27 protein-coding genes are annotated in these 21,991 nt (G+C 45.6%); 10 read left to right on the forward strand and 17 right to left on the reverse strand.

What is annotated here, in order from left to right:
• Positions 1–7: 7 nt before the first annotated feature.
• Complete coding sequence (locus PP175_RS14915; protein WP_272439124.1) at positions 8–244, reverse strand: hypothetical protein; 237 nt, start codon at positions 242–244, stop codon at positions 8–10.
• Positions 245–297: 53 nt separating this feature from the next.
• Here PP175_RS14915 and PP175_RS14920 point away from each other — a divergent pair, with 53 nt between their 5' ends.
• A complete protein-coding gene (locus PP175_RS14920) occupies positions 298–639 on the forward strand; it encodes a protein YmzB (protein WP_272439125.1) in 342 nt (113 codons plus the stop codon).
• Positions 640–1,060: 421 nt separating this feature from the next.
• On the opposite strand, the gene PP175_RS14925 is transcribed toward PP175_RS14920, so the two are convergent.
• Together PP175_RS14925 and PP175_RS14930 are read right to left on the reverse strand one after the other, a co-directional pair.
• On the reverse strand, positions 1,061–1,837 hold the full coding sequence (locus tag PP175_RS14925; protein WP_272439126.1) for a TatD family hydrolase: 777 nt from the start codon (positions 1,835–1,837) through the stop codon (positions 1,061–1,063).
• A 61-nt stretch (positions 1,838–1,898) separates the two neighbouring features.
• Positions 1,899–2,063 (reverse strand): hypothetical protein, encoded by a 165-nt coding sequence (locus tag PP175_RS14930; protein ID WP_272439127.1) that lies wholly within the window; start codon positions 2,061–2,063, stop codon positions 1,899–1,901.
• Positions 2,064–2,290: 227 nt separating this feature from the next.
• Between PP175_RS14930 and zwf the strand changes: the two genes are divergently transcribed.
• Positions 2,291–3,835, forward strand: a complete 1,545-nt coding sequence (zwf, locus tag PP175_RS14935) for a glucose-6-phosphate dehydrogenase (protein WP_272439128.1) — start codon at positions 2,291–2,293, stop codon at positions 3,833–3,835.
• Between the two features lie 83 nt (positions 3,836–3,918).
• Here zwf and PP175_RS14940 read toward each other — a convergent pair whose 3' ends face one another.
• The 5 genes from PP175_RS14940 to PP175_RS14960 form a co-directional block, all read right to left on the reverse strand.
• Complete coding sequence (locus PP175_RS14940) at positions 3,919–4,749, reverse strand: aldo/keto reductase (RefSeq protein ID WP_272439129.1); 831 nt, start codon at positions 4,747–4,749, stop codon at positions 3,919–3,921.
• A gap of 137 nt (positions 4,750–4,886) precedes the next feature.
• Positions 4,887–5,132, reverse strand: coding sequence for a hypothetical protein (locus tag PP175_RS14945; RefSeq protein ID WP_272439130.1), 246 nt, complete (start codon positions 5,130–5,132; stop codon positions 4,887–4,889).
• 158 nt (positions 5,133–5,290) lie between these two features.
• Complete coding sequence (locus PP175_RS14950) at positions 5,291–5,569, reverse strand: hypothetical protein (protein ID WP_272439131.1); 279 nt, start codon at positions 5,567–5,569, stop codon at positions 5,291–5,293.
• Positions 5,570–5,664: 95 nt separating this feature from the next.
• Positions 5,665–6,168: a metallophosphoesterase family protein gene (locus tag PP175_RS14955; protein WP_272443279.1), complete on the reverse strand. Its 504-nt coding sequence runs from the start codon at positions 6,166–6,168 to the stop codon at positions 5,665–5,667.
• A gap of 33 nt (positions 6,169–6,201) precedes the next feature.
• On the reverse strand, positions 6,202–7,257 hold the full coding sequence (locus PP175_RS14960; RefSeq protein ID WP_272439132.1) for a Y-family DNA polymerase: 1,056 nt from the start codon (positions 7,255–7,257) through the stop codon (positions 6,202–6,204).
• 224 nt (positions 7,258–7,481) lie between these two features.
• Here PP175_RS14960 and PP175_RS14965 point away from each other — a divergent pair, with 224 nt between their 5' ends.
• Positions 7,482–8,300: an MBL fold metallo-hydrolase gene (locus PP175_RS14965; protein ID WP_272439133.1), complete on the forward strand. Its 819-nt coding sequence runs from the start codon at positions 7,482–7,484 to the stop codon at positions 8,298–8,300.
• Between the two features lie 445 nt (positions 8,301–8,745).
• Here the strand turns inward: PP175_RS14965 and PP175_RS14970 are convergent, their stop codons facing one another.
• Both PP175_RS14970 and PP175_RS14975 read right to left on the reverse strand, forming a co-directional pair.
• Entirely contained in the window at positions 8,746–9,273 is a 528-nt protein-coding gene (locus tag PP175_RS14970; protein WP_272439134.1) for a hypothetical protein, read from the reverse strand.
• A 7-nt stretch (positions 9,274–9,280) separates the two neighbouring features.
• Entirely contained in the window at positions 9,281–9,568 is a 288-nt protein-coding gene (locus tag PP175_RS14975; RefSeq protein ID WP_272439135.1) for a hypothetical protein, read from the reverse strand.
• Positions 9,569–10,033: 465 nt separating this feature from the next.
• Between PP175_RS14975 and PP175_RS14980 the strand changes: the two genes are divergently transcribed.
• Together PP175_RS14980 and PP175_RS14985 are read left to right on the forward strand one after the other, a co-directional pair.
• Entirely contained in the window at positions 10,034–12,091 is a 2,058-nt protein-coding gene (locus PP175_RS14980) for an ATP-dependent DNA helicase (protein WP_272439136.1), read from the forward strand.
• A 74-nt stretch (positions 12,092–12,165) separates the two neighbouring features.
• Entirely contained in the window at positions 12,166–12,462 is a 297-nt protein-coding gene (locus tag PP175_RS14985; protein ID WP_272439137.1) for a hypothetical protein, read from the forward strand.
• A 70-nt stretch (positions 12,463–12,532) separates the two neighbouring features.
• On the opposite strand, the gene PP175_RS14990 is transcribed toward PP175_RS14985, so the two are convergent.
• Positions 12,533–12,781, reverse strand: coding sequence for an AbrB/MazE/SpoVT family DNA-binding domain-containing protein (locus PP175_RS14990; protein WP_272439138.1), 249 nt, complete (start codon positions 12,779–12,781; stop codon positions 12,533–12,535).
• A gap of 223 nt (positions 12,782–13,004) precedes the next feature.
• Between PP175_RS14990 and PP175_RS14995 the strand changes: the two genes are divergently transcribed.
• The gene (locus PP175_RS14995) at positions 13,005–13,220 is read left to right on the forward strand and encodes a hypothetical protein (protein ID WP_272439139.1); all 216 of its coding nucleotides are present in this window, start codon (positions 13,005–13,007) and stop codon (positions 13,218–13,220) included.
• A gap of 254 nt (positions 13,221–13,474) precedes the next feature.
• Here PP175_RS14995 and PP175_RS15000 read toward each other — a convergent pair whose 3' ends face one another.
• Entirely contained in the window at positions 13,475–13,891 is a 417-nt protein-coding gene (locus tag PP175_RS15000) for a hypothetical protein (protein WP_272439140.1), read from the reverse strand.
• Positions 13,892–14,029: 138 nt separating this feature from the next.
• On the opposite strand from PP175_RS15000, the gene PP175_RS15005 reads away from it, so the two are divergent.
• Positions 14,030–15,097 carry a CapA family protein gene (locus tag PP175_RS15005; RefSeq protein WP_272439141.1) on the forward strand — a complete coding sequence of 356 codons (1,068 nt, stop codon included), beginning with the start codon at positions 14,030–14,032 and terminating at the stop codon, positions 15,095–15,097.
• Between the two features lie 18 nt (positions 15,098–15,115).
• Here the strand turns inward: PP175_RS15005 and PP175_RS15010 are convergent, their stop codons facing one another.
• Positions 15,116–16,027, reverse strand: a complete 912-nt coding sequence (locus PP175_RS15010) for a LysR family transcriptional regulator (protein WP_272439142.1) — start codon at positions 16,025–16,027, stop codon at positions 15,116–15,118.
• A gap of 142 nt (positions 16,028–16,169) precedes the next feature.
• Here PP175_RS15010 and leuC point away from each other — a divergent pair, with 142 nt between their 5' ends.
• The gene (gene leuC, locus PP175_RS15015) at positions 16,170–17,609 is read left to right on the forward strand and encodes a 3-isopropylmalate dehydratase large subunit (protein WP_272439143.1); all 1,440 of its coding nucleotides are present in this window, start codon (positions 16,170–16,172) and stop codon (positions 17,607–17,609) included.
• Entirely contained in the window at positions 17,596–18,207 is a 612-nt protein-coding gene (leuD, locus tag PP175_RS15020; protein WP_272439144.1) for a 3-isopropylmalate dehydratase small subunit, read from the forward strand. The genes leuC and leuD overlap by 14 nt, the downstream gene beginning before the upstream one ends.
• A 54-nt stretch (positions 18,208–18,261) precedes the next feature.
• Here the strand turns inward: leuD and PP175_RS15025 are convergent, their stop codons facing one another.
• The gene (locus PP175_RS15025) at positions 18,262–18,738 is read right to left on the reverse strand and encodes a hypothetical protein (RefSeq protein WP_272439145.1); all 477 of its coding nucleotides are present in this window, start codon (positions 18,736–18,738) and stop codon (positions 18,262–18,264) included.
• 302 nt (positions 18,739–19,040) lie between these two features.
• Between PP175_RS15025 and ybaK the strand changes: the two genes are divergently transcribed.
• Positions 19,041–19,523, forward strand: a complete 483-nt coding sequence (gene ybaK / locus PP175_RS15030; protein WP_272439146.1) for a Cys-tRNA(Pro) deacylase — start codon at positions 19,041–19,043, stop codon at positions 19,521–19,523.
• Positions 19,524–19,855: 332 nt separating this feature from the next.
• Here ybaK and PP175_RS15035 read toward each other — a convergent pair whose 3' ends face one another.
• From PP175_RS15035 to PP175_RS15045, 3 genes are all read right to left on the reverse strand, one after another.
• Positions 19,856–20,185 (reverse strand): hypothetical protein, encoded by a 330-nt coding sequence (locus tag PP175_RS15035; protein WP_272439147.1) that lies wholly within the window; start codon positions 20,183–20,185, stop codon positions 19,856–19,858.
• 233 nt (positions 20,186–20,418) lie between these two features.
• Positions 20,419–21,339, reverse strand: a complete 921-nt coding sequence (gene pyrB, locus PP175_RS15040) for an aspartate carbamoyltransferase (protein ID WP_272439148.1) — start codon at positions 21,337–21,339, stop codon at positions 20,419–20,421.
• 155 nt (positions 21,340–21,494) lie between these two features.
• Positions 21,495–21,896: a S1 RNA-binding domain-containing protein gene (locus PP175_RS15045; RefSeq protein ID WP_272439149.1), complete on the reverse strand. Its 402-nt coding sequence runs from the start codon at positions 21,894–21,896 to the stop codon at positions 21,495–21,497.
• Between the last annotated feature and the right edge of the window lie 95 nt (positions 21,897–21,991).

The raw sequence follows: 21,991 nt of genomic DNA on the forward strand, positions 1-21,991 counted from the left end.
GCATCGTTTACCAGCTCCTCTTTTTCTCGTTCTTTGCTTTATAGTAGCGTACATTTTCCATGGAAGCAAATGTAACATCGAATAAGTATTCCCCATAGGTTTTCGCTCTGTTTTGCCTTTCATACCCCCATTTCTTACCCGAATGCGCAGGCGGAGCAAACCAGAAAACATTCACTTGCCATCCCCGGTTTATTCCCCTCACCTTTGTGGGATAAATAAAAGAATCGCATAAACTTTCCACCATACTACTTATCTTCCACAGGGAAGGCACACTGAAATGGACAATGGGGTGAAAAAATGGAGCATCCAAAAGAACAAGCGCACCATGTACAAGAAGCGCTTAACAACTGGGTTGGAAGTGAAATTACGATTTATAAGGAAGAGGACGGTGATATTGACCGTACAGCCGTGCTTTTACAGGACACGGAGATTGAAAGGATCAATCCGATCGACGATTACATCCTCCCTTTTAGCCTGCGATTAAAAGGGCCGGGAATTGTTATCGCCGATGAGGAACAAAGCCGGCTTCCCTACCAGACATACGAGATACCTTTCGAGCATATTATGGAAAGACACGTACAGGAAAACGAAATTTCTTTTAAAACGAACCGTGCCGTGTACACGATAACAAAACAGTAAGTTCTTGTAAGGTTGTAAGGTCCGCCAGCCCCCAAGCCAGGGTGCTAACGCGGGCCTTTTTGTCGTAAATTATATTTCGCTTTAAGTATTAAAGTAATTTTTTGCTGGGACCGATAGGTCCCTTTCTCTTTGTTAGTATTGAGTTTATGTGCTTCACACTGTTGAAGTGCCTTGAGCGATTTTTTAATGGGACCTGCGGTCCCATAACATTCAAGAAAAACATCGTGAGGCGCATTTCCGCACCTTTCTTTCCCCCTGTGGAGCGTGTGGAACAGAGGACGAAAAAGACCGGCAACTGTCTCCATCATTGAGATACCCAGATGTTTTGCCGGTCCGTCCGTCGTTCCACAAAGCGGCCGTAAAAACTTCTATGAGGGGAAAGGAGAGAGCGGTATGGCCCACGATGTTTTTCTCATTTGGTTTAGCCTTCACTTATACCATAGCACCGCCTGGTATTGGCGCTTGCTTGCACCAATAAGGTATCCAGATCCATCGCCCTCACTCTAGCCGCCTGCCGGGCAGTCTCCAGCAGAAAAAGAGGCGTGGTTTTATTGTGAGAGAAAACTCCGGTAAACGGCCAGGGACCGTCTGTTTCCAGCATAAATCTATCATTTGGCAGTTTCTTGAGCAGCAGCTGATCGCGTGTGCGGTAGCAAACTTCCGGTGTGACTGATATGTAATACCGGCTTGCAATAATGCGTTGAAGTACAGGTTCCGGGGCTTTTAACCAATGAAAATGTGCAGTGGGCACCTTATGTTTTTGTAAAATGGATAAGGCAATCTCCGCTTTATCATGTACCGCATGAAGCACAAGCGGAAGTTTATGTTTGACCGCTTCCCCGGCAAAGATCTCCAGCAGCTCGGTGTAGTGCGATAATGATTTCGTGTGCTCGCTGTAATGGGGCAGGCCAACTTCACCGATGGCTGCAAGCCGATCTCTTTCCGTTGCTATCAGTTGCAGCATCTCGCTGATTTCCCGGTCACTGGGTAGCTGCCGTTCGGGATGAAAGCCTGCTGCAGCATGTACAAAATCAGGAAATGCCCGCTGAAGTTCAAGCGTTCGGTACGCGGATGCCAAATCTGTGGATACGGCAATGACGCCCGTTATGCCCGCTTCCATCCACTGTTCAATGGCATAGGCTAGATCAGCTGGACAAGCTGTATAAGCATCCAGATGAATATGGCTATCATAAATCAATGGGATCCCCCCTTTATTTAATCTTAAAGGGTTGGCCTTGTTCTGTACAGATTTGTACTTTTTACCAGACGAAACGTACGCAGTATTTCACTTTCTTCAGACGAAAAACCTCAATGAAACGGGGGCTTTTGTATCCATAAACCCACCAGTCTTCTTCCATCCTTTTTGCAAGGCAATCTGCCTGGAATTTCGAATCGAATAACCGGATCCAGTATATCCATTTCATATCACCCACTCCTTTCTTTTTATTTTAACCAGAGCACAAAAAATCCATATTATTCCTGTGATAAAACCGATATATCTGCTATACTTCAAACGGGATTTTTCGTTTATACATGTTTGAGGTAAAGAAGGGAAACATTACGTAAGAAAAAATGTTGGGCATCTTCTATATGAACACGGAAAGCTAAGATGGTGCCTTACGAAACTATGTGTGAATAGGAGTGCAGCCAAGTGTCCCCAGAAATCCAACAATACGACCCATTTGTGTTAGTTCTCTTCGGCGCAACCGGCGATTTATCCAAACGAAAACTTTTCCCGGCCTTATACAGCTTGTATCAGAATAACCAGCTTCATAACGACTTTGCTGTCATAGGCGTTGGACGATCAGAATTATCGCGGGAAAAATTCCTAGCAGAGCTGAAAGAATCGATTTCAACCTATGCCCGCATTCCAATGTGCAGCGAAGAAGAATGGCAGGCCTTTATTTCTCATTTTGATTACACAGCAGTTAACGTGAAAGACGCCACTGCATACGGTACCCTCACAAGTAAGGTACAGGAATACGAAGCGAAATTTAATCTTCCTGGCAACAGGATGTTCTATCTGGCACTGGCCCCGGAACTGTTTGGTGTGGTCTCAAACAACTTGAAAGATTCGGGTCTTACCGATGCAAAAGGTTGGAAACGGCTTATCATTGAAAAACCATTCGGACATGATCTTGAGTCCGCCAAAACCCTTAACGAAGAGATTAGCCGATCTTTCAACGAAGAAGAAGTGTATAGGATCGACCATTATCTTGGCAAAGAAATGGTACAAAACATCGAAGTCATCCGCTTCGCCAATTCTATGTTTGAGCCGCTCTGGAATAATCGTTATATCGACAACATCCAGATCACAGCAAGCGAAACGGTAGGCGTTGAGGAACGGGCTGCCTATTATGAGCACTCTGGCGCGCTGCGTGATATGGTCCAGAACCATATGCTGCAGATGGTCATGATGGTATGTATGGAACCGCCAAGCCGGCTGAAAACAGAAGCGGTTCGCGATGAGAAGGTAAAAGTCCTTCGCGCTCTGCGCCGGTACGCTGAACAAGAAGTTGCTTTTAATGTTGTCCGCGGCCAATATTCTTCAGGCGAAATCAATGGAGAAGAGCTGCCGGGGTATCGTAGTGAACATGGTGTTGCACCGAAATCCTCTACGGAAACATTTGTTGCAGCCAAATTATTTGTGGATAACTTCCGCTGGGCCGGTGTGCCCATCTATATTCGGACAGGAAAACGCATGCCGAAGAAAACAACAGAAATTATTATTCAATTCAAAGAGCTTCCTAAAAATCTTTACTTTAACAAAAATAATGATTTAGGGCCCAACCTGCTTATTATCCGGATTAACCCGGAGGAAGGCATGTACCTGCTCCTGAATGCAAAAAGGCAGGGAACAGACGATAAGGTTGTGCCGATTGCGATGGAGTTCTGCAACAATTGTTCCGATCAATCGCCAGAAGCGTATGAAAGCTTGCTCTATGATGCGGCAACAGGCGATTCTACTTTCTTTACCCGCTGGGATGAAGTTTCTATTGCGTGGAAGTTTGTGGATCCAATTCGGCGAGCCTGGGATCAGACGAAGGAAGAGATTCCGCATTATCCATCTGGCACCTGGGGTCCTGATGAAGCCCACCAGCTGCTTGCACGGGACGGAAAGAAATGGTGGCCGGTATTCGGTGAACGGGAGAGTGAAGTCGTCGTTAAAGCAAAAGAACAGCCGGCCATTTTATAATATAATCAAGAATTGATCATCGAAACTAAAGAAGTGAACGGGGACCACTTTTCACAAATTGAAGGTGGTCCCCGTTTGTTAAGTTAGAAGTTGAAATTATCCGGATCAGCGCCTGTCCGTTTATTTTTATTAAGCCCGGTGATTTTGTCCATGTCTTCCGGTGACAGTTCAAAGTCAAAAATGTCCGCATTCTGGCGGATGCGATTCTCATGAACCGATTTAGGAATCGTCACTACGCCATTTTGCAGATCCCAGCGTAAAATAATCTGTGCCGGGTTTTTTTTGTATTTCTCGCCAAGTACGACAAGCACCGGATCATGCAGGGCTTCTCCTCTTGCGAGCGGGCTCCATGCCTCCATCTGGATTTCGTTTTCTTTACAAAAACGAAGAACTTCCTTTTGCGTCAAATAAGGATGGTATTCCACCTGGTTCAGCATAGGGACAACCTTACAATCTGCCATTACATCCTGCAGGTGGTGAATCTGAAAATTGCTTACCCCGATCGCCCGGACTGCTCCGTCGCTGTACAGCTTTTCCAATGCACGCCACGTATCTCTGTATTTCCCTTTTACTGGCCAGTGAATGAGATACAAATCAATGTACTCAAGGCCAAGTTTCTTTCGGCTTTCCTCAAAAGCGCGCAGTGTGGACTCATAACCCTGATCGGCATTCCAAACCTTTGTTGTAATAAAGAGTTCTTCCCGCGCGACACCGCTTTCCTTTATAGCGGTGCCAACACCTTCTTCGTTATGATACAGCGCAGCCGTATCGATGCTTTTGTATCCGGCCTCAATGGCAGCCTTTACAGCCTGGATAACTTCTGAGCCTTCTTGTGCTTTGTAGACGCCAAGTCCAAACCACGGCATTTTAACTCCATTTTTTAATACTGTTGTGTCCGAAAGGCTTTGGAGCATATGTATAAACCTCCCCATTGCAAAGTATTTACTGCCTTATCATACCCTATCGAATCGTTTTTCGTTGAATTCTTGGCGAGTTTTTTTGCATATAAACTGTTTTTTACCCGAATGATTTATAAGGTAAACAAGCTGTTCTACCCGGAACGTTTAACCTGATTCATGAGGAAATCAATGCCATCAGGACATATAACAGCCAGACCGGTGTTTTCATCGGTCATATCAAACTTAATAAAATTTCTTTTCTGAAGATATTCATACCCGAGCGTAAGTTTACCTCGCTGTTTATCCAATTGAATGCGCATAGCTTCCCCATTTGTTTTAACGTAATAATCATAAATTTCTTTTAACAGCTTAACCCGTAATTCTGTATTATCCTTCATACAAAATCTGTCACCTCCATCTTTATCCTATTTTTTAAAACAAGAAAAAGATCACGGGTAATTTTTACTATTTTATTCATTATCATAGTATTTATATCATAATAAAAAGAAAACAGCCAGCTTTTAACAGCGGCTGATTTCTTTTTAAATTTTTTAGACTAGCAGAACGAACAGATTTTTCCGGCACTCGTATAACTGAGCCTAATGGCCTTATCCTGTATAACCGGAGCCGTCGCCACCGCCGTTGCATTATCCATTCCCATTGTAATTGGGCGAATAAGCATAGTACGGGGATGGCGGGTAATAAGGCGGATAATAAACATTATAATAGTTATTGTAGTATGGGCGCGGCGGGTGATAGGAGCTATGTGGGTGGTTATGTGGGTGGTTGTGCTGTTGCCTTTCTTCCGTCCCCCTAACAGGAATAGCTCGCTCATCCGTATTATAATCTTGCACTGAAATAGCCTCCTCAAATCTCTTTTTGTAGGTTTTCTACTGTATTTGCCTATTTTAGAGATTTGACTGGGCTCTTTTAGTTCCACGATTTATCAGGATAAAAAAAGTGACGGGCTTCTAGTGTTTGTCCCAGTTCAAGAATTCCGTATGAGAACAAAGGCTGCCTTCTTTTATCGGTCGGTGAGCCTGGATTAAACAGCAGTGCGCCCTCTACCTCTTCCCGATAAGGAGCATGAGAATGCCCAAATATAATAATATCTACCGTTTCATTCCGAAAAGCCTCTCTGGCTCTTTTTTCAGTTGTCCACTTGCTGCCGTCCCCGTGAACAACCCCAATCTTAAAACCTGCCAGCTGCAGGATCTTTTTACGGCCAAACCTCGCCCTGATTTCTTCTCCATCATTATTGCCGGAAACCCCTTCTACCGGGGCTATTTCCTCCAGTAAATCCGCCACATCTGGAGCGACCCAATCTCCGGCATGCACAATTAAATCCACCCCCTTAAGCCCTTCGGCCAGCTCCTTTGGTATCCCATTTGCCCTGGAAGGCATATGGGTATCCGATACCACTCCAATTCGCATAACCAATGTTATTTCCTCCTATCCTAGTTGTGGTTAAAAATCAAAGCGCAGCTGTTCAAATTCTTGTTCAATTAAGTTGTGTAAGCGAATGCCAAACAGCCTTACCGGCTGGTGTGCAAAATGCTCGTGATATAAATAAAGGGCTGTCTTATATATTTCCCCCGCATTGTTTGTTGCCTCTTCAAGCGTTATGCTGCGGGATATCGTCTGCCTGTAATCATATTTAACTTCAACCGAAATCGTTTTAGCCTTTTTGTCTTTGCTCCCGAGTTTATCCGCCAATTTTTCGCTAAAAAGGCGAGCGGTTTGCTCGATCATGTTTTTATCTGTTGTATCAAAAGCAAACGTGCGGGATGAACCAATCGTTTTCTCCCCTTTTCGCCTTTCCGGATTTACCGGTGAATACAAGATCCCGTTTGCCGCGCGGTGTAGATATTCTCCCTTCTTACCATAAGCTGCTGTCAGCTTAACAAGAGGATAAGCCGCAAGCTGGCCTATTGTATGAAGACCCTGTATCCCGAGTTTATCAGCTGTTTTCTGGCCGCACCCATGCAGTTTTGCAACAGGCTGGGGCCAGAAGTAGGCCTGAAACTGCTTAATCCCCATTTGCACAAACCCTCGTGGTTTTTTAACATCTGCGCACATTTTGGCTATTAACTTATTTGGACCTGCGCCAACACTTGAAGGAATGTGCAGTTCGGCCTGGAGTTTTCGCTGGATGTATGAAGCAATTTCAGCCGCTTTGTATCCTCTTTCTGTGAGCTCGGTAATATCCACGTACGCCTCGTCAATTGATGCCACTTCACAAGGACCAATGCGGGATAGAAAGCGCATGATAACTTCTGAATAGGAGCGATAAATGCCGTGGACAGGCTGTACAAAAATAGCCTGCGGACACTTCTTCCTCGCCTCAAAGTAGTGCATGGTCGTATATACTCCTGCCGCTTTAGCCTCATAGCTCGCAGCTACAACGATTCCCCTTCTTTTCCGCGGGTCTCCCGCCACGATTACCGGCTTGCCACGCAGGGAAGGATCTCTGCTCTGATGTACAGAAGCAAAAAAAGAGTTCATGTCGCATAATAAGATCATGGCTTTCACCTGTAACATGGTTCATTTTTTTCTTAGTTTATCCTTTACATGATAAAATAGCAAACGTATATTCGATATAACAATTTCACTGATAGCTGCGGCACTGTGCAAGATTCGTTTTCTCCATTTGACTAGCAGCGCCGGGATTTTAGGCATGCCATGATTTGTGGTATGATCGATGGTGTTTGCGCTATATACTTCGGTTCCATGCAATGGAGGTCATCATGATTCAATTTAAGAATGAACACCTTACGATCTTTGAAAGCTCACTCTTCCAGACCACTTCCACTGTTGTGCGGGCAAATAGTTTTATACTCATCGTGGATCCTTGCTGGCTGCCGCATGAAGTGCATGACATTCGCAGTTACGTGGAAACGATCCGAGGAGACCGCAAATTGTTTCTTCTATTTACCCATGCTGATTTTGACCATATTATCGGCTACCGGGCCTTCCCCGAGGCAAAAACCATTGGCAGTATCGGCATTGTCGATCATCCCGAGAAAGCACGAAAGCTCCGCCTGGTCCATGAATTTGATTGGGACTATTACATACAACGGGACTACCCTATTGAGTTCCCGGAAATAGACATCGTAATAAAAGAGGATAAAGAAACCATTACAATAGGAGACACCGACATCACCTTCTACCAGGCTCCCGGACATACCCACGATGGTCTCTTTACCGTTATTGACTCTGCCAGCGTCTTCATCGCAGGTGACTATTTGTCTGATTTTGAGTTCCCCTTTATTTACCACAGTGCAGCTTCCTATGTGAAAACGCTGGAAACAGCCCGTTCGATTCTGCGTGAACATACCATAAGTGTGCTCGTACCCGGACACGGTAAAACCACAGCTTCCATTGATGAAATGGAGCGCAGAATTACAATGGGCTTACATTATATTAAAACCGTCCGTCAGGCCGTTACCGAGGGCAAGCAGGGTAGTTTAGACCAGCTGATCCGGGACTTCGCCTTTCCTTCCCAATTTGTAAAGCAGTGCCACGCCGATAACATCGCGATCATTCAAAAAGAAATGGGGCTTTAAACTGAGAAAAACATCGCGGGCCATGCCGCTCTCTCCTTTCCCCTCATAGAAGTTTTTACGGCCGCTTTGTGGATCGACGGACGGACCGGCAAAAACATCTAGGTATCTCAATGATGGAGACAGTTTGCCGGTCTTTTTCGCCCTCTGTTCCACACGCTCCACAGGGGGAAAGAAAGGTGCGGACATGCGCCTTGCCTGTTTTTAGCTGCACTCAGGCGCATTATTTAAAATTCAATTAAGCAACAGAAAATTATTGATATAGCTGTTGGGTCTTGCAAGAATTTTTTTGATTTCTCCGGTTTTTAAATAATAGTAATACAATGCATTTGGCGTTCCATCTTGATTCTTTGTATTTTCTCTAGCCGTAAAGAAAAAGCCCTCGTTATTTGGGGAAAAGAAGGCATATTCGATAGCGTTATATTTGTCGGTTTTGAGCTGTTCTTTTTTACCCGTTTGGGTTCAGTAGATATAATTTTCTTTGTTTAAACATCGTCGGAGCAGTTCTAATTAAGGCCATGTATTCATTTTGGGAGAAAAATGTAATCATCTCTTCTGTTTTATAAATCTCCTTCAACATTTGTCCATTAATATCATATTCAACCACCCGATGAACAGGCGGTACTACATCTGGAGCCTGTTCCAAATCCGCTTTATGCGTTTTCTCTAATTGTTCCTTTTGGGAATATAAGGATGCGTAAAGCTTGCTTGTCAACGGATTAAGTGATAATGAACGGACAGAGGTATCTAAATCCTTCTGCCAAATCGTCAATTTATTCGCTTTCAAGTCGTAAGAAGCCAATGGAATGTTTCTATTTCCCTTTAGAGAAGCCGCTAATATCATTTTATTGTCGATCGGAATCATTCTATTAATCGCATATAGATTGGTCGTCAATTGTGTTTTTTGTTTCGTCTTCAAATCAAGTTTAAAAAGTTGGTCCGACCGACTAGAGTCACGCTCTGAATAATATAACACATCGTTCCTACGATCGATGGGCACCTAATGGGTACTGTGCAGTCATCGGAACCTGTGCTACTTCTTTTACATTACCTGTTGCAATGTCATATATCAAAAAGTGAATCATTAAATTTTTGTCTGTTAACGTTATGGATAAAGCGTATGTTATGATGGTGCCTGGAGGCATTGTTTTAGGAATCGTTTGTTCAACGGACGATACTTGAGAGGATCTAGGAGTCGCCAGTACAATATCTAACGGCATGCTTAAAAGTGTTACAGTGGCCAAAGTTGCAAAAACGGCTCTCTTTTTCATGAAATTACCCACCCATCTTTTTTTAACTCTTAGTTACAATAAAAGTTGTTTGTATAATTCCCAACAATTTCGTCTAATCTGTCTTTCCCATGTTTTCAATACGGTAATCTGAACTTGCTTCTTCCCCCTCCCCCACTTGGCAAACTAACCCTTAAACTTCACAACGTAGAGTTTTAGTTGTAAAATTATCTATGACCTTTTTCCAAGGGTCACGCCAGGCCATCACCAAGGGAACCGGAAAATTCAGTTGGTGATGGCTTTTATATGGAATATTTATACAAAAAAAAGACTTTTCTCCTTCTTTACATCCAAAAATAGGATAATAAATTGTTCTGAGATATATTTAAGTAGTTCAGTTCCACATATTCGGTATATTCAGCTTCGGTTTTAAATGCGGATGGACGGATGAATGCACGAAGCAGCCCGGCGTCCCGATGGAACAAAATTTTAACAGGGAATTCAACCATGAGTAAAAAACCAACCAATATCATGCATTCCATCTTTAAAAGACAAGGAATCCTTTCGCAGTTTGTTGCGAATTATCAGCCGCGCAGGGCACAGTTCGAGATGGCCAATCTGGTGTTAGAAAGCCTTTCGTCCGAACGGCATGCGCTTATCGAGGCTGGCACCGGAACCGGCAAATCGTTTGGTTATGCCCTTCCGGCAGCGTACTGGGCGTTAAAAGAGGAAAAACGCGTCATCATATCGACGAATACCATAACCCTTCAGCAACAGCTTCTGGAAAAGGAGCTTCCCATGGTCAAGCAAGTTATCAGCGAACTTTCCGAAGAATGGGCAGAGACGTTTAACTTTGAGCTGGCTAAGGGACGCGGTAATTATATTTGCAGAAGACGGCTGCAGGAGCTCGCAGACGACAGGCTTGCAGGTGAACAAAAACATGGACCCGTCATCAGCCGGCTGGCGAAACATGTATCCGCCCTCGAGAAAGGAGACCGGGATGAAATACCTTTTCCGCTGCCTCCGGGACTTTTCTCCCTTATACAAGGGGATGCGGATGACTGCATGGGCAAACAAAGCCCTTTCCATAAGGAATGCTTCATACAGAACGCCCGGCGCAAGCTTCAGAATGCGCAGATTATCGTTGTGAATCATGCGTTGTTTTTTACGGATCTTCTGCTGCGCAAACAAGGCGCTAGCATTCTGCCCCATTATGATGCGGTCATTATGGATGAGGCGCACAGGGTTGAGGACCAGGTAACAAACCAGTATACGTATCACATCAGCCTGGAAGAAGTAAATAAGCTATTTTTGCGGGTGACAAAGCGCAGGGCCCATTGGGTTCGCGAGCTTGATGACAACGATTTGTTGATGCATGTAGAAGGAATCAGGGCCCGCCTGGTGACCCGGTTGGCTGAAATTTTTGCTCCCCTTGCGAAGGGTCTCGCCGAACGCCCCCAGAATGAATACCTGCTGAAAAAGCCTATTGTTAGGGACTATTCTTTTCAACCTATCTTTGCGGATTTTAAAAATTTGATTCGCGATAAGAGAAAACAGGTGGAGCTTGAGAAAGGCGAAAATGAGACGGTAATGGGAATGGACAGGTATTTGTCTCAGATCGAACAGTTGGAAGGCATGCTTAAGCATATTCTGTTGTATGAGAATGCAGAGGAGTGGGCGACATGGGTTGCGTTTGCTGCAGAGGATGAAAAAGAAAACAACATGCTACAGGATGATTATACCTGGGGTTCACGCCTGCACCTGTATTCCGCACCCATTGAAATAAACAGCCTTTTACGGGGGGATTTGTTCGAGGATAAAACAGTTATTATGACATCGGCCACACTCACCACACAGGGAGATTTTTCCTTTGTAGCCAACCGGCTCGGGATGGATGACTACGGAAGCATGCAGGCGCCGAGCCCCTTTAATTATGAAGAACAGGCCGTTCTAGTTGTGCCTGATAATGTTCCGGCTCCTACTGAAGCGGCATTTGAATCTTTCTTATCCGCAGCCATGAAGGAAATTGTTGAGGCAACCCGCGGGCGGACTTTTCTGCTTTTTACCTCCTACAGCCAGATGAACCGGATCTACGAGGATATGAAATCGTGGCTGGAGAGGCTTGGATTAACCGGGCTTCTTCATGGTCCTGGAGTATCGCGCGACCAAATGCTTCAGGCGTTTCGTGCAAGCGGAAAGGCCGTTCTGTTCGGCTGTGACTCCTTCTGGGAAGGGGTGGACGTGCCAGGAGATGATTTAATATGTGTGGTGATGGCCAAGCTCCCCTTCCCTGTTCCATCCGACCCGCTGACCAGGGCGCGAACGGAAAGGCTGGAGCGGAAAGGCCAAAACAGCTTTACGGATTACACGCTTCCTTTCTCGATTCTGCGTTTAAAGCAGGGATTCGGCCGTTTGATCCGGACGAAGAAAGATCGGGGGACGGTTGTTATCCTTGATACCCGAATCCATACCAAACGATACGGCCAGCACGTACTCGACAGTCTGCCGCCAGCCCGCCTTTCTACAAACCTTGACGATATCGGGCGCTTTCTTTACCGAGCCTAAACGGCGTCTGCCTATTGCTTCCCAGCTCTTCATCGCATATAGTATACCATCGTTATACATTGGGAGGTGTGGGCATGTGGGTAGTCGAAAATATTCGGCCTTTTCAACCGACATATGGCCGGGGGGTCCAATATAAAGCTGGAACCCGTTTTATTTGGGAAGTGGCGGATGTTCTTCCCGGCGGGCGAATTATGTTTCGCTTTTATACCATCGATAGTAAAAGTCAGTGCCTTGTTACGATGCGGGAACTTGAACAGTTTGCAGAGGTGCCGGAAGAAATTCTGCGGCAGATGCTTGAGGAGTACGATAAAATGCTAAAGGACCGGAAGAAAAAAGACTGCCGCGGCGGGACGGGTGAAAATTCCCTTTAAATAAGTAAAAGCAGGCGTGCCCATCGGATTGCCTGCTTTTTTACATATGTTAGCCCTGTTTCGGTTCCCATTATTCAGCTGTGATTTCTTGAATGCAATGGCTACATACGTTGCGGCCTTTAAAATTGCGGATGTCTTCCGCTGAATCACAAAAAATGCACGCGGGTGCGTACCGTTTTAGAATAATTTTCTCATCATCTACAAAAATCTCCAGACCATCTTTCTCGGCGATTCCAAGATTGCGGCGAAGTTCAATCGGAATAACGACTCTTCCAAGTTCATCAACCTTTCGAACTACCCCTGTTGCTTTCATTGTCATGGCAGTTTACCTCCAACTTCATCTCTATGTTTTTGGTTTGTTACCTTTGATTCTACCAAGTTTCGCTATATTTAACAGTGCAAATATTGCACGGAATTGGAAAATGTTCATGAAATTGTATTTTTAAGGGGTAGTAGGTCCTGCTTGCTAATTGCGTCTTTTCCCTTATTGCTCTCAAGCAGATTGAGGTGGATGATTAGTATAGGTGGTGACCATAATGTTCTTGAATAAACTCCGGCAATTTATGACAAGTTCCCAGGTTTCTCGAGATGAGTGGGTCGTTGTCTTTTTAGATAAGAATGATTTTCGATTAAGCGCAATGAAAAAGCGCTTGGCCGAGCAAAGCATTCAGACTCACGTCGAGAAGGGCAAAGCCATCTATGTTCTTCAGAGTGATTTGGAGTCGGCTAAAGCTATTGTTGCAGAGTGGGTAAATTAATTGCAATCATCTAGTAAAATGTTCTGCCCGCTTTAAAAATTGGCTGTTCTCCCTTCTGACAGAGCTTTTGGCTATGGAAAAAAGGTGAGGGAATTTCTGCACAAACGCTGAATCCCTCACCTTTCCTATTATCAGGCAGCTTTGTTAGCTAAAGATGTGCGAACCAGCATGCTGTGCACAACTACAATATAGTACAAAAGATTCAGGCCGGACGCGAGGCTATAGAAAGCATCAGACGCGGCGTCTTTTCTTTGCTAGAAGGGTTTAGTCATCATTAACACACCAATACACCCAATCAGAAAAACAGAAAATATTCCTACACATACATTTTGAAAGCGAAGAGATTTTAGCTCCTTCTCGGCATAAATTTTCTGGCTCTCGGCCACTTCTTTAAGGCCCCTCATTAAAAAACGCTTCAGCAAATAAAAAACAAACATATAAAGAAGCATCGAAACAAGCATCCACATCTGCAACAAGTAGGCAAATGATGTAACGAAGAAAAAGGCCAAACCTGTCGTCCAAAGTACAATATCTGCAGTAAGGTCAATTTTTTTGTATTTTACAAGAAAATGCCTGGTTTGCTCTACATCTTTCAGGCGGGGAATCAGAAACAGGACAACCAGTTTGCTTGCAACGGCCAATAGATGGAAGAAAAGTACAAATTTAAACAATTGTTCGCCCCCTTTCCTTCATTTTACTATAGCGGCCATTTTCTCACCAGACGCTAATTTTTTTCCTGATTGTTCCCTCACCAAAAGGAAAAATGCGGTATAATTATGCTGCTATTTTAACTGACAAGGGGAGAAAAGATGATTAGGGAGAAAAGAACGAAAATTGCGATGATAACGAGTCTTCTGTCTGCTTGTTTCCTGTTATTCAGCAACGTGCTGCTGGTCGCTCCTCCGGCAACTGGAAACGCCAACTCAACGGTTCAGCCCGCTGACAGGGACGTCAGCCTGCTGTTTGCTGGCGACATGCAGTTTACTGGCAGTGTAGCGGAGCAAATAAAAAAACACGGCACTTCCTACCCGTTTGCGGCCGTATCCCCTTTCTTTCGGCAGGCGGACCTCTCACTCGCCAACCTTGAAACGACGCTTACATTAAGAGGAACCGCTCAGGAAAAACAATACACCTTCCGCTCCGATCCTCGCATGGCACAGGCTATGAAGCAAGCAGGCCTTTCAATTGTGGGGCTTGCCAACAATCACACGTTAGATTACGGGCCAATTTCACTGACGGATACGATTGCAGCGCTGGATAAGCAAGGAATGCCGCACGTTGGTGCAGGTAAAAATCTTGCAGATGCAACGAACGTTTTTTATACCGTGAAAAAAGGCAAGAAAATCGCGGTACTTAACTATACCTGGGTGATGCCAAGCGCCAGTTGGGCCGCAGGAAGTAAAAAAGCCGGTTTAGCCAGCGCCTATGACCCTGCACTGATGTACAGCAAGGTAAAAGAAGCCCGAAAACAGGCGGGCGTTGTCATCGTGTTTCTGCACTGGGGAAAGGAAAGAAGTGAAAAGCCTGAACGCTATCAGGTGGATACAGCTCACAAACTGATTGATTTAGGCGCAGATATCGTAGTAGGCAGCCATCCCCACGTGATTCAGCCGATTGAACGGTATAAAAATAAGCTTATCGCGTATTCTCTCGGCAATTTTATCTTTACCAGAAATAGCCTGGATCGCTGCAGCCAGTCCGCTCTGTTTTCAGTAAATGTTCAGCAGGGTAAGTTATCCGCTGCGCTGATTCCAGTCCGCATTACAAACGGGCAGCCAAAGCCGATGCAGCAGAAGGAAAAAATGCCCTTCCTCCATTACATCGACCGGATTTCATCTTCCCTTTCGATTAAGGATTCCGGGCAAATTATTCAGTAGAAACACCGGGCGTAGGACTTAAATCCAACCAGAAACCTTCTCCCCGGTTAAAAGCACTTCTTTTACAGTTTGCTGGAAGGCATGCGCAGCACGGGAAAGGTAGCGCCCTCTCTTATAGGCCAGTACGAGCGTGCGGAACGGGCGAGGACTCACCAGGCTAAGGTAGTTAGGAATAAATTCCTGGGCCGCTGGCCTGGTAATCATTTTTGGAATGAAGGCTACCCCCATCCCTGCTGCAACCAGTGCTTGTACCGTTTCAATGTTGCTTGATTCAAAAACAATCCGGGGGGCGAAGCCTGCCTCCATGCACCAGTTTAAAGCGAGGTGTCTAAATCCCTGTCCCTGCTTCAGCATAATGAAAGGTTCCTCTTTTAGTGCCCCCACCTCTACCTCCCCGGCGCCACTGAGCGGATGGCCAGGCGGAACAGCGAGACATATCTCTTCCCTGACCATTTCAATCCATTCCAGATTGGGATCCTGCACAGGCAGCCACAGCAGGCTCAGTTCAGCCGCTCCTCTTGCTGTCATTTGTTCCAATTCCGCCGTTTTTTCCTCTACGAGTTTAATTTGAATACCGGGATATTTTTCTTTGTAGACCGGCAGAACAAGCGGCAGAATATGGGCACCGGTTATCGGCAGACACCCTATTGTCAGATCTCCCCTTGTTAGATCCGCTACATCTTCCATTTCCTTTTTTAGATGATCCATCTGATCAAGAATGCGAACCGCCTTTTCAAAAAATCGCTCCCCCGCATACGTAAGGCGAATCGGGCTTGAGGAACGCTCAAACAGCACGACTCCTATTTCCTTCTCAAGTTTTGCTATCTGCTGGCTCAGCGATGGCTGGGCCAAGTGAAGCTTTTCAGCGGCTTTGGAAAAGCTTTTCTCCTCTGTTATCGTGACAGCATACAACAGCTGGCGAAGCTCCATTGAAGCTCCCTCCTTTGTCTTATAGGTACAGCCTATAGTTTATATAACAATTATATCTTTGATGTTTTGTTTTTCCCATGTTAAAAATTATATAAAGATTCGTAACTGGTTTATAAATTATCCGCTTAAAGGAGGACAACAGATGAAACCTCGTACAATGTTTGAGAAAATCTGGGATAATCACGTGATTCATGCAGAAGAAAACAAACCCAGCTTACTATATATTGACCTTCACCTCGTTCATGAGGTGACTTCCCCGCAGGCTTTTGAAGGACTTCGCCTTGCTAGGAGGAAAGTACGCCGCCCTGATTTAACATTTGCGACGATGGACCACAATGTTCCAACAACGGATCGGACGAAACCGATTGAAGACCCAATCTCCAGACAGCAAATGGACACTCTAGCCGCCAACTGTAAAGAATTTGATGTTGCGCTGTATGATTTAAACAGTCCCGACCAGGGCGTTGTACACGTAATGGGGCCAGAACTCGGGCTGACCCACCCCGGGAAAACCATTGTGTGTGGTGACAGCCATACGTCGACGCATGGCGCGTTTGGCGCTCTCGCCTTCGGTATCGGCACAAGCGAAGTGGAACACGTGCTTGCGACTCAGTGCCTGCAGCAGAAGAAACCCAAAACGCTCGAAGTGCATGTAGCGGGCGAACTGCCCCTCGGCGTATCTGCCAAAGACTTAATCCTTGCTATTATTGCAAAATGGGGTACAGATTTCGCAACCGGATATGTTATTGAGTACACAGGCGAAGCTATTAAAAAATTAAGCATGGAAGAGCGGATGACCGTCTGCAACATGTCCATTGAAGCAGGTGCAAGAGCCGGCCTGATTGCGCCAGATGAGACGACCTTTGCGTATCTGGAAGGACGCCAGTTTGCGCCGAAAGATGAAGAATGGCAAAAAGCTGTTGCAGCGTGGAAGCAGCTTACAACCGATGAAGGTGCAGAATATGACAGCCGGGTTGTGATTGAAGCAGCTGAAATTGAACCCCAGGTTACATGGGGAACCAGCCCGGGACTCGGCACTGGCGTTACCGGATCTGTACCTGCGCCGAATGACTTTAACACGCTTAACGAGCAGAAGGCAGCCCAAAATGCACTGGCCTATATGGGACTTGCACCAGGAACGCGCATTCAGGAAATTGCAATCGATCGAGTCTTTATCGGCTCCTGCACGAATGGACGAATTGAGGATCTGCGTGCAGCCGCCCGAATTGCAGAAGGTTACAAAGTAGCGCCTACCGTCAATGCCATGGTGGTGCCAGGTTCCGGAAGAGTTAAAGAGCAGGCTGAACGCGAGGGGCTCCATAAAATTTTCATAGAGGCTGGTTTTGAGTGGCGCGAACCGGGATGCAGCATGTGCCTGGCTATGAATCCTGATGTGCTGGCACCTGGCGAAAGATGCGCTTCAACATCCAACCGCAATTTTGAAGGACGGCAGGGACGCGGCGGCCGCACCCATCTTGTTGGCCCTGAAATGGCTGCAGCTGCTGCAATTGCCGGACATTTTACAGATGTACGCCAGTGGGAAGTAAAAGGATCGGAGGAAAAGACGCATGGAACCGTTTAAATCAGTAACGAGCACAGCTGCACCCCTTGACAGGGTCAACGTGGATACAGACGCTATCATTCCTAAGCAGTTTTTAAAGCGAATCGAACGTACAGGATTCGGCCAATTCCTGTTCTATGAATGGCGATTTGATGAAGAAGGCAACGTTAATCCGTCCTTTGAATTAAATAAGCCTCGCTATCAAGGTTCAGAGATTTTAATTGGCCGCAACAATTTCGGCTGCGGATCGTCCCGGGAACATGCTCCATGGGCTCTGTTAGATTATGGATTCCGGGTCGTCATCGCCCCATCTTTTGCCGATATTTTCTTTAACAACTGTTTCAAAAACGGCATCCTTCCCATTGTTCTTCCGGAGGAAACGGTTGACCTGTTGTTCAAAAACACCGAGGCTGAAGAACGCTACCAGTTAACGGTTGACCTGGAGAACAACACGATCTCTGATGCACACGGCCTCTCTATTCCTTTCCAAGTTGATGCCTACCGCAGAGAATGCCTGCTTAAAGGGCTGGATGATATCGGTGTTTCGCTTATGCAGGAAGATAAAATCGCTGAATTTGAAGCGAATTATCCAAGCTATTATGCGATAGCCGCCAAATAAACTGCGTCAACAGAAAATCCCGGCCATAGCCGGGATTTTGCTTTTTTCATCTCGTCAATTGATAAACATAAATTCTTTGTTTTGAAAAGAATGCAGAGTGTCATTAAGCATTGCAGAAACCGATTTAACTTCTATATATTGTCCTTTGCTATTCTTTACAAAAAGGGTTTCAGAGGGCATTAGCGCGGCATACACATATCCGTTTTTCTCACCAAGTTTGAGGTAGAGAGAGTCTTCGTAATCGGCCCATACGGATACAGGGATGCGGACGATCTCAGCAAGTGGATAGTTATACTTCTTCTCATAAAACGCAACACCAGTAAAGCCGTCGACATTTTTAGGCAAGTCTTTAACGGTATAATCTTTCTTCCATGAAGCTGGAAGCTGATAAGTAAAGCTGTATTTCTTGCACACATACAGGTTGGATAGGGCGGTTGTTTGCGCCATAACACTATGTATGGGAAGTGTCAGCCCCAGTAACATTGCCGCGATAAACGTGGGAAACAGTTTCTTAGGTGAATAAACTTTCATGTGTCATTAGCCCCTTTGCTTTTGGATCGTATTATTCCATACCCTATTTGTATTACATTAACACCTTTATCATGAAAATAGTGAACCAAACGGACAGACCTCGGGAGGAATACCTTGGTGCACTTCAGGCGCCCTCCTGTTCACCGTTGTCCCATTTCCATTATACAAATTTAGTAGAAAAAATAGAACTAGCTTTGTTATGATTTCGTCTCAGCCTTCAGGCGGAGACCTACTCACCTATCGACACTTCTGCTACAATGTTGGAAAAGGGCGACCTATTTGCAGCAAGGACGTGATTACACATGGCGCATAAAACGAATGCGGTCCGGATTCTGGAGCAATTAAAGATACCGTACGAAATAAGAGAATATGAAGTAGACGAGTCCGATCTGTCAGCCGGGAGCGTCGCGAAAAAAATCGGCATTCCGCTGGAGCAAGTATACAAAACACTTGTTGTCCGCGGCGACAAAACAGGCGTTATGCTGGCCTGCATACCCGGAGATAAAGAATTAAACCTTAAGGCCCTGGCCTCTGCCAGTGGAAACAAAAAGGCAGAGGTCGTGCCTCTTAAAGAAGTCCAGCCCCTAACCGGTTACATTCGGGGTGGCGTCTCTCCCATTGGCACGAAAAAGAAGTATTCGGTGTACATAGCAGAAGAAATAGAGGGCCTGGCCTGGGTATCCTTAAGCGCGGGGGTGCGGGGATGCCAGATGATTCTCACGCCCGAAAATCTGTTGGTAGCCACCGGCGCAGCCTGTGCAGCGATAGTAAAAGACATGGCCTAGGCATATTCCCCTGTTATGCCAGAAAAAGGACAGCATCTGTGCACTATGCGACAATTTTTTCGACATCTTGAGAGAAAGTGTCGATGAAAAAATTCTGTTATTTCTATTCTGTAAGCGGTATAGTTGTATTTGAGATTGTTACCCCCCCAGGTACTCTCCTCTTGCAATGTTCCTTTCAACAACATCCTCTTTTGGCGCTCATGCGGGCGTCTCTTTTTTTTATATGTTCATAAGCATGCGCATACGCTTATGCAAGATGTTTATCTGATTAGCGGGCACAAAAAAACGGGCCATCTATTCCCCTGAATTTATGAAAAGATGGCCGCAAGCCACTACCGGATTTTTCGCCAAATGGACCCGGGAAACCTGCCTGTATAATAGACTTTATCCAGCCGTGTTCTGCTCACTACATTGATCACTAAGTCACCATATTCAATTGTGCCGCCCCTTGGAAGATCGGCCCAGCGTCCTGAGAATCTGCCATACTGCGCGCCGAACCGTCCATAAAATGCGTTGGATGGCCCTGCATTTGTAAGACCAGCCCACCAGATTTCATCACCAACGTGTCTTATATAGTAGATTCCGCCATCGTCGCAGCTCCAGATACCGGTAAGCATCCCTTCAACTCGCGAGTTATTTATCATAGGTTCCATATCGTGCATTACTCTTACCCCCTCCCTTTCCATACACAGGATATGAATTCGGCAGGGTAAATGTCTCTGTTCATATTAGAAAACTTGACTGACGGCAAAAAAAACGCCAATCTGTGTTGTTAGTCAGACTGGCGGCCTTGATCATTTGCTTTATTCTTTTGTTGCATCAACTACGGTGCGTACCCGCTCGATTGGCATCCTTTAACACCTTCTTCTGCTTCATTCATGGTTTACGTTTGTCTTTACCGGTTAAAACACTTTTGGATTAACGCCATGCGAATATACAGACCATTCTGCGCCTGCCTAAAATAAGCCGCTCTCGGATCCTGGTCCACTTCGACTGCAATTTCTCCAGCTCGCGGCAGCGGGTGAAGAATAATGCTATCCTGCTTCATAAAACCAAGAATGTCGCGGTCAATGATATATTGTCCGCGGGCTTTTTCGTACTCGTCCAGTGACATAAAGCGCTCTTTCTGAATGCGCGTCTGGTAAAGCACGTCCGCGTTAGCGGCAACCTTTGCTAAATCATATTCTTCCACGTATGTAATGCCTTTTTCATCGAGGTATTTTTTAACCGTACTCGGAATTTGCACATTTTCCGGGGCGGTAAACGAGATGTGGATGTTGTGGTAGTTGGTCAGCAAATAACAAAGGGAGTGAACCGTCCGTCCGTTGGCCAGGTCGCCGATCATAACAATGTTCAAATCGTCCAGGCGCCCGATTTCTTTCTGTATGGTATACAGATCCAGCAGCGCCTGTGAGGGGTGCTCACCTGCTCCGTCTCCCGCGTTAATAATCGGTACGGTTGCTACGGCAGCCGCCCTTTCAGCCGCACCGATATCCGTATGCCTAATAACGATGACGTCGCTGTACGCTGAAACCACCCGAATCGTGTCCTCCAGGGTCTCCCCTTTTATGGTAGAGGAGAATTGGGCGGCATTCTCTGTTCCTATGACTTTACCCCCCAGACGCGACATGGCCGACTCAAAGGAAAGCCTCGTGCGGGTGCTTGGCTCAAAAAATAAGGTTGTCAGAACCTTGTTGGCATACCGGTCGCTGCCACCCGCTTCAACTACGTCTTCCATGGACCGCGTAATGTCAAATATCTCGTCCAGCATTTTGCGGTTAAATTGCTTGGCTCCAAGCACATGATACAGCTCCATAAACCGATCCTCCTCATAATGGAAAAACAAACACTCCGGGATTTACTATAACATATCTGCCTGTGGGCAGGGGATCACATTTTAGCCGTAGGCAAATGGGTATGTAGAAAACCACTCCAAATGATGGAGTGGTTTATTTTATCATGGTAAGAGGCTTATCGTCTTTTTTCGCGCTTGCCGAGATCGCCCATTTTATCTTCACTTGTTTTCATCCACTTCTTCATCATGGATTCAAAGTCTTCTTTTCCTCCCTGGTCGCCACCACGAGGGCCACCACGGCGGTCATCACGTTTCTTAAAGGGACGGCGTTCTTCCTTCTTTTCCTCATTAATCCGCATAGTTAGAGAAATTTTACCGTCATCTTTAATTTCAAGTACTTTAACTGTTACTTTGTCACCAACTTTGACAAATTGGTTAATATCTTCTACATAAGAGGAGGCAACCTGCGAGATGTGTACCAGACCCTGTTTGTTTTCACCGATATTAACAAAAGCGCCAAAAGATTGGACTCCTACCACGGTACCTTCAATAATATTGCCAACAGCGATGTTACTCAAAAAATGTTCCCCCTATAAAGTTTTACTATAAGCTAACTATACATGAAAAGAAGTAAATAATAAAGATTTTTAACATGACGTATTCTTACAATTCA

Origin of the sequence: Aneurinibacillus sp. Ricciae_BoGa-3, assembly GCF_028421645.1 — a bacterium.
Classification (GTDB): domain Bacteria; phylum Bacillota; class Bacilli; order Aneurinibacillales; family Aneurinibacillaceae; genus Aneurinibacillus_B.

Excerpts from the sequence above, each read along its gene's own strand:
- PP175_RS14915 (WP_272439124.1), bottom strand. The coding sequence starts at position 244 with ATGGTGGAAAGTTTATGCGATTCTTTTATTTATCCCACAAAGGTGAGG.
- PP175_RS14920 (WP_272439125.1), top strand. The coding sequence starts at position 298 with ATGGAGCATCCAAAAGAACAAGCGCACCATGTACAAGAAGCGCTTAAC.
- PP175_RS14930 (WP_272439127.1), bottom strand. The coding sequence starts at position 2,063 with ATGAAATGGATATACTGGATCCGGTTATTCGATTCGAAATTCCAGGCA.
- PP175_RS14940 (WP_272439129.1), bottom strand. The coding sequence starts at position 4,749 with ATGCTCCAAAGCCTTTCGGACACAACAGTATTAAAAAATGGAGTTAAA.
- PP175_RS14945 (WP_272439130.1), bottom strand. The coding sequence starts at position 5,132 with ATGAAGGATAATACAGAATTACGGGTTAAGCTGTTAAAAGAAATTTAT.
- PP175_RS14950 (WP_272439131.1), bottom strand. The coding sequence starts at position 5,569 with ATGAGCGAGCTATTCCTGTTAGGGGGACGGAAGAAAGGCAACAGCACA.
- PP175_RS14955 (WP_272443279.1), bottom strand. The coding sequence starts at position 6,168 with ATGCGAATTGGAGTGGTATCGGATACCCATATGCCTTCCAGGGCAAAT.
- PP175_RS14960 (WP_272439132.1), bottom strand. The coding sequence starts at position 7,257 with ATGATCTTATTATGCGACATGAACTCTTTTTTTGCTTCTGTACATCAG.
- PP175_RS14965 (WP_272439133.1), top strand. The coding sequence starts at position 7,482 with ATGATTCAATTTAAGAATGAACACCTTACGATCTTTGAAAGCTCACTC.
- PP175_RS14975 (WP_272439135.1), bottom strand. The coding sequence starts at position 9,568 with ATGAAAAAGAGAGCCGTTTTTGCAACTTTGGCCACTGTAACACTTTTA.
- PP175_RS14980 (WP_272439136.1), top strand. The coding sequence starts at position 10,034 with ATGAGTAAAAAACCAACCAATATCATGCATTCCATCTTTAAAAGACAA.
- PP175_RS14985 (WP_272439137.1), top strand. The coding sequence starts at position 12,166 with ATGTGGGTAGTCGAAAATATTCGGCCTTTTCAACCGACATATGGCCGG.
- PP175_RS14990 (WP_272439138.1), bottom strand. The coding sequence starts at position 12,781 with ATGACAATGAAAGCAACAGGGGTAGTTCGAAAGGTTGATGAACTTGGA.
- PP175_RS15005 (WP_272439141.1), top strand. The coding sequence starts at position 14,030 with ATGATTAGGGAGAAAAGAACGAAAATTGCGATGATAACGAGTCTTCTG.
- PP175_RS15010 (WP_272439142.1), bottom strand. The coding sequence starts at position 16,027 with ATGGAGCTTCGCCAGCTGTTGTATGCTGTCACGATAACAGAGGAGAAA.
- leuC (WP_272439143.1), top strand. The coding sequence starts at position 16,170 with ATGAAACCTCGTACAATGTTTGAGAAAATCTGGGATAATCACGTGATT.
- leuD (WP_272439144.1), top strand. The coding sequence starts at position 17,596 with ATGGAACCGTTTAAATCAGTAACGAGCACAGCTGCACCCCTTGACAGG.
- PP175_RS15025 (WP_272439145.1), bottom strand. The coding sequence starts at position 18,738 with ATGAAAGTTTATTCACCTAAGAAACTGTTTCCCACGTTTATCGCGGCA.
- ybaK (WP_272439146.1), top strand. The coding sequence starts at position 19,041 with ATGGCGCATAAAACGAATGCGGTCCGGATTCTGGAGCAATTAAAGATA.
- PP175_RS15035 (WP_272439147.1), bottom strand. The coding sequence starts at position 20,185 with ATGCACGATATGGAACCTATGATAAATAACTCGCGAGTTGAAGGGATG.
- pyrB (WP_272439148.1), bottom strand. The coding sequence starts at position 21,339 with ATGGAGCTGTATCATGTGCTTGGAGCCAAGCAATTTAACCGCAAAATG.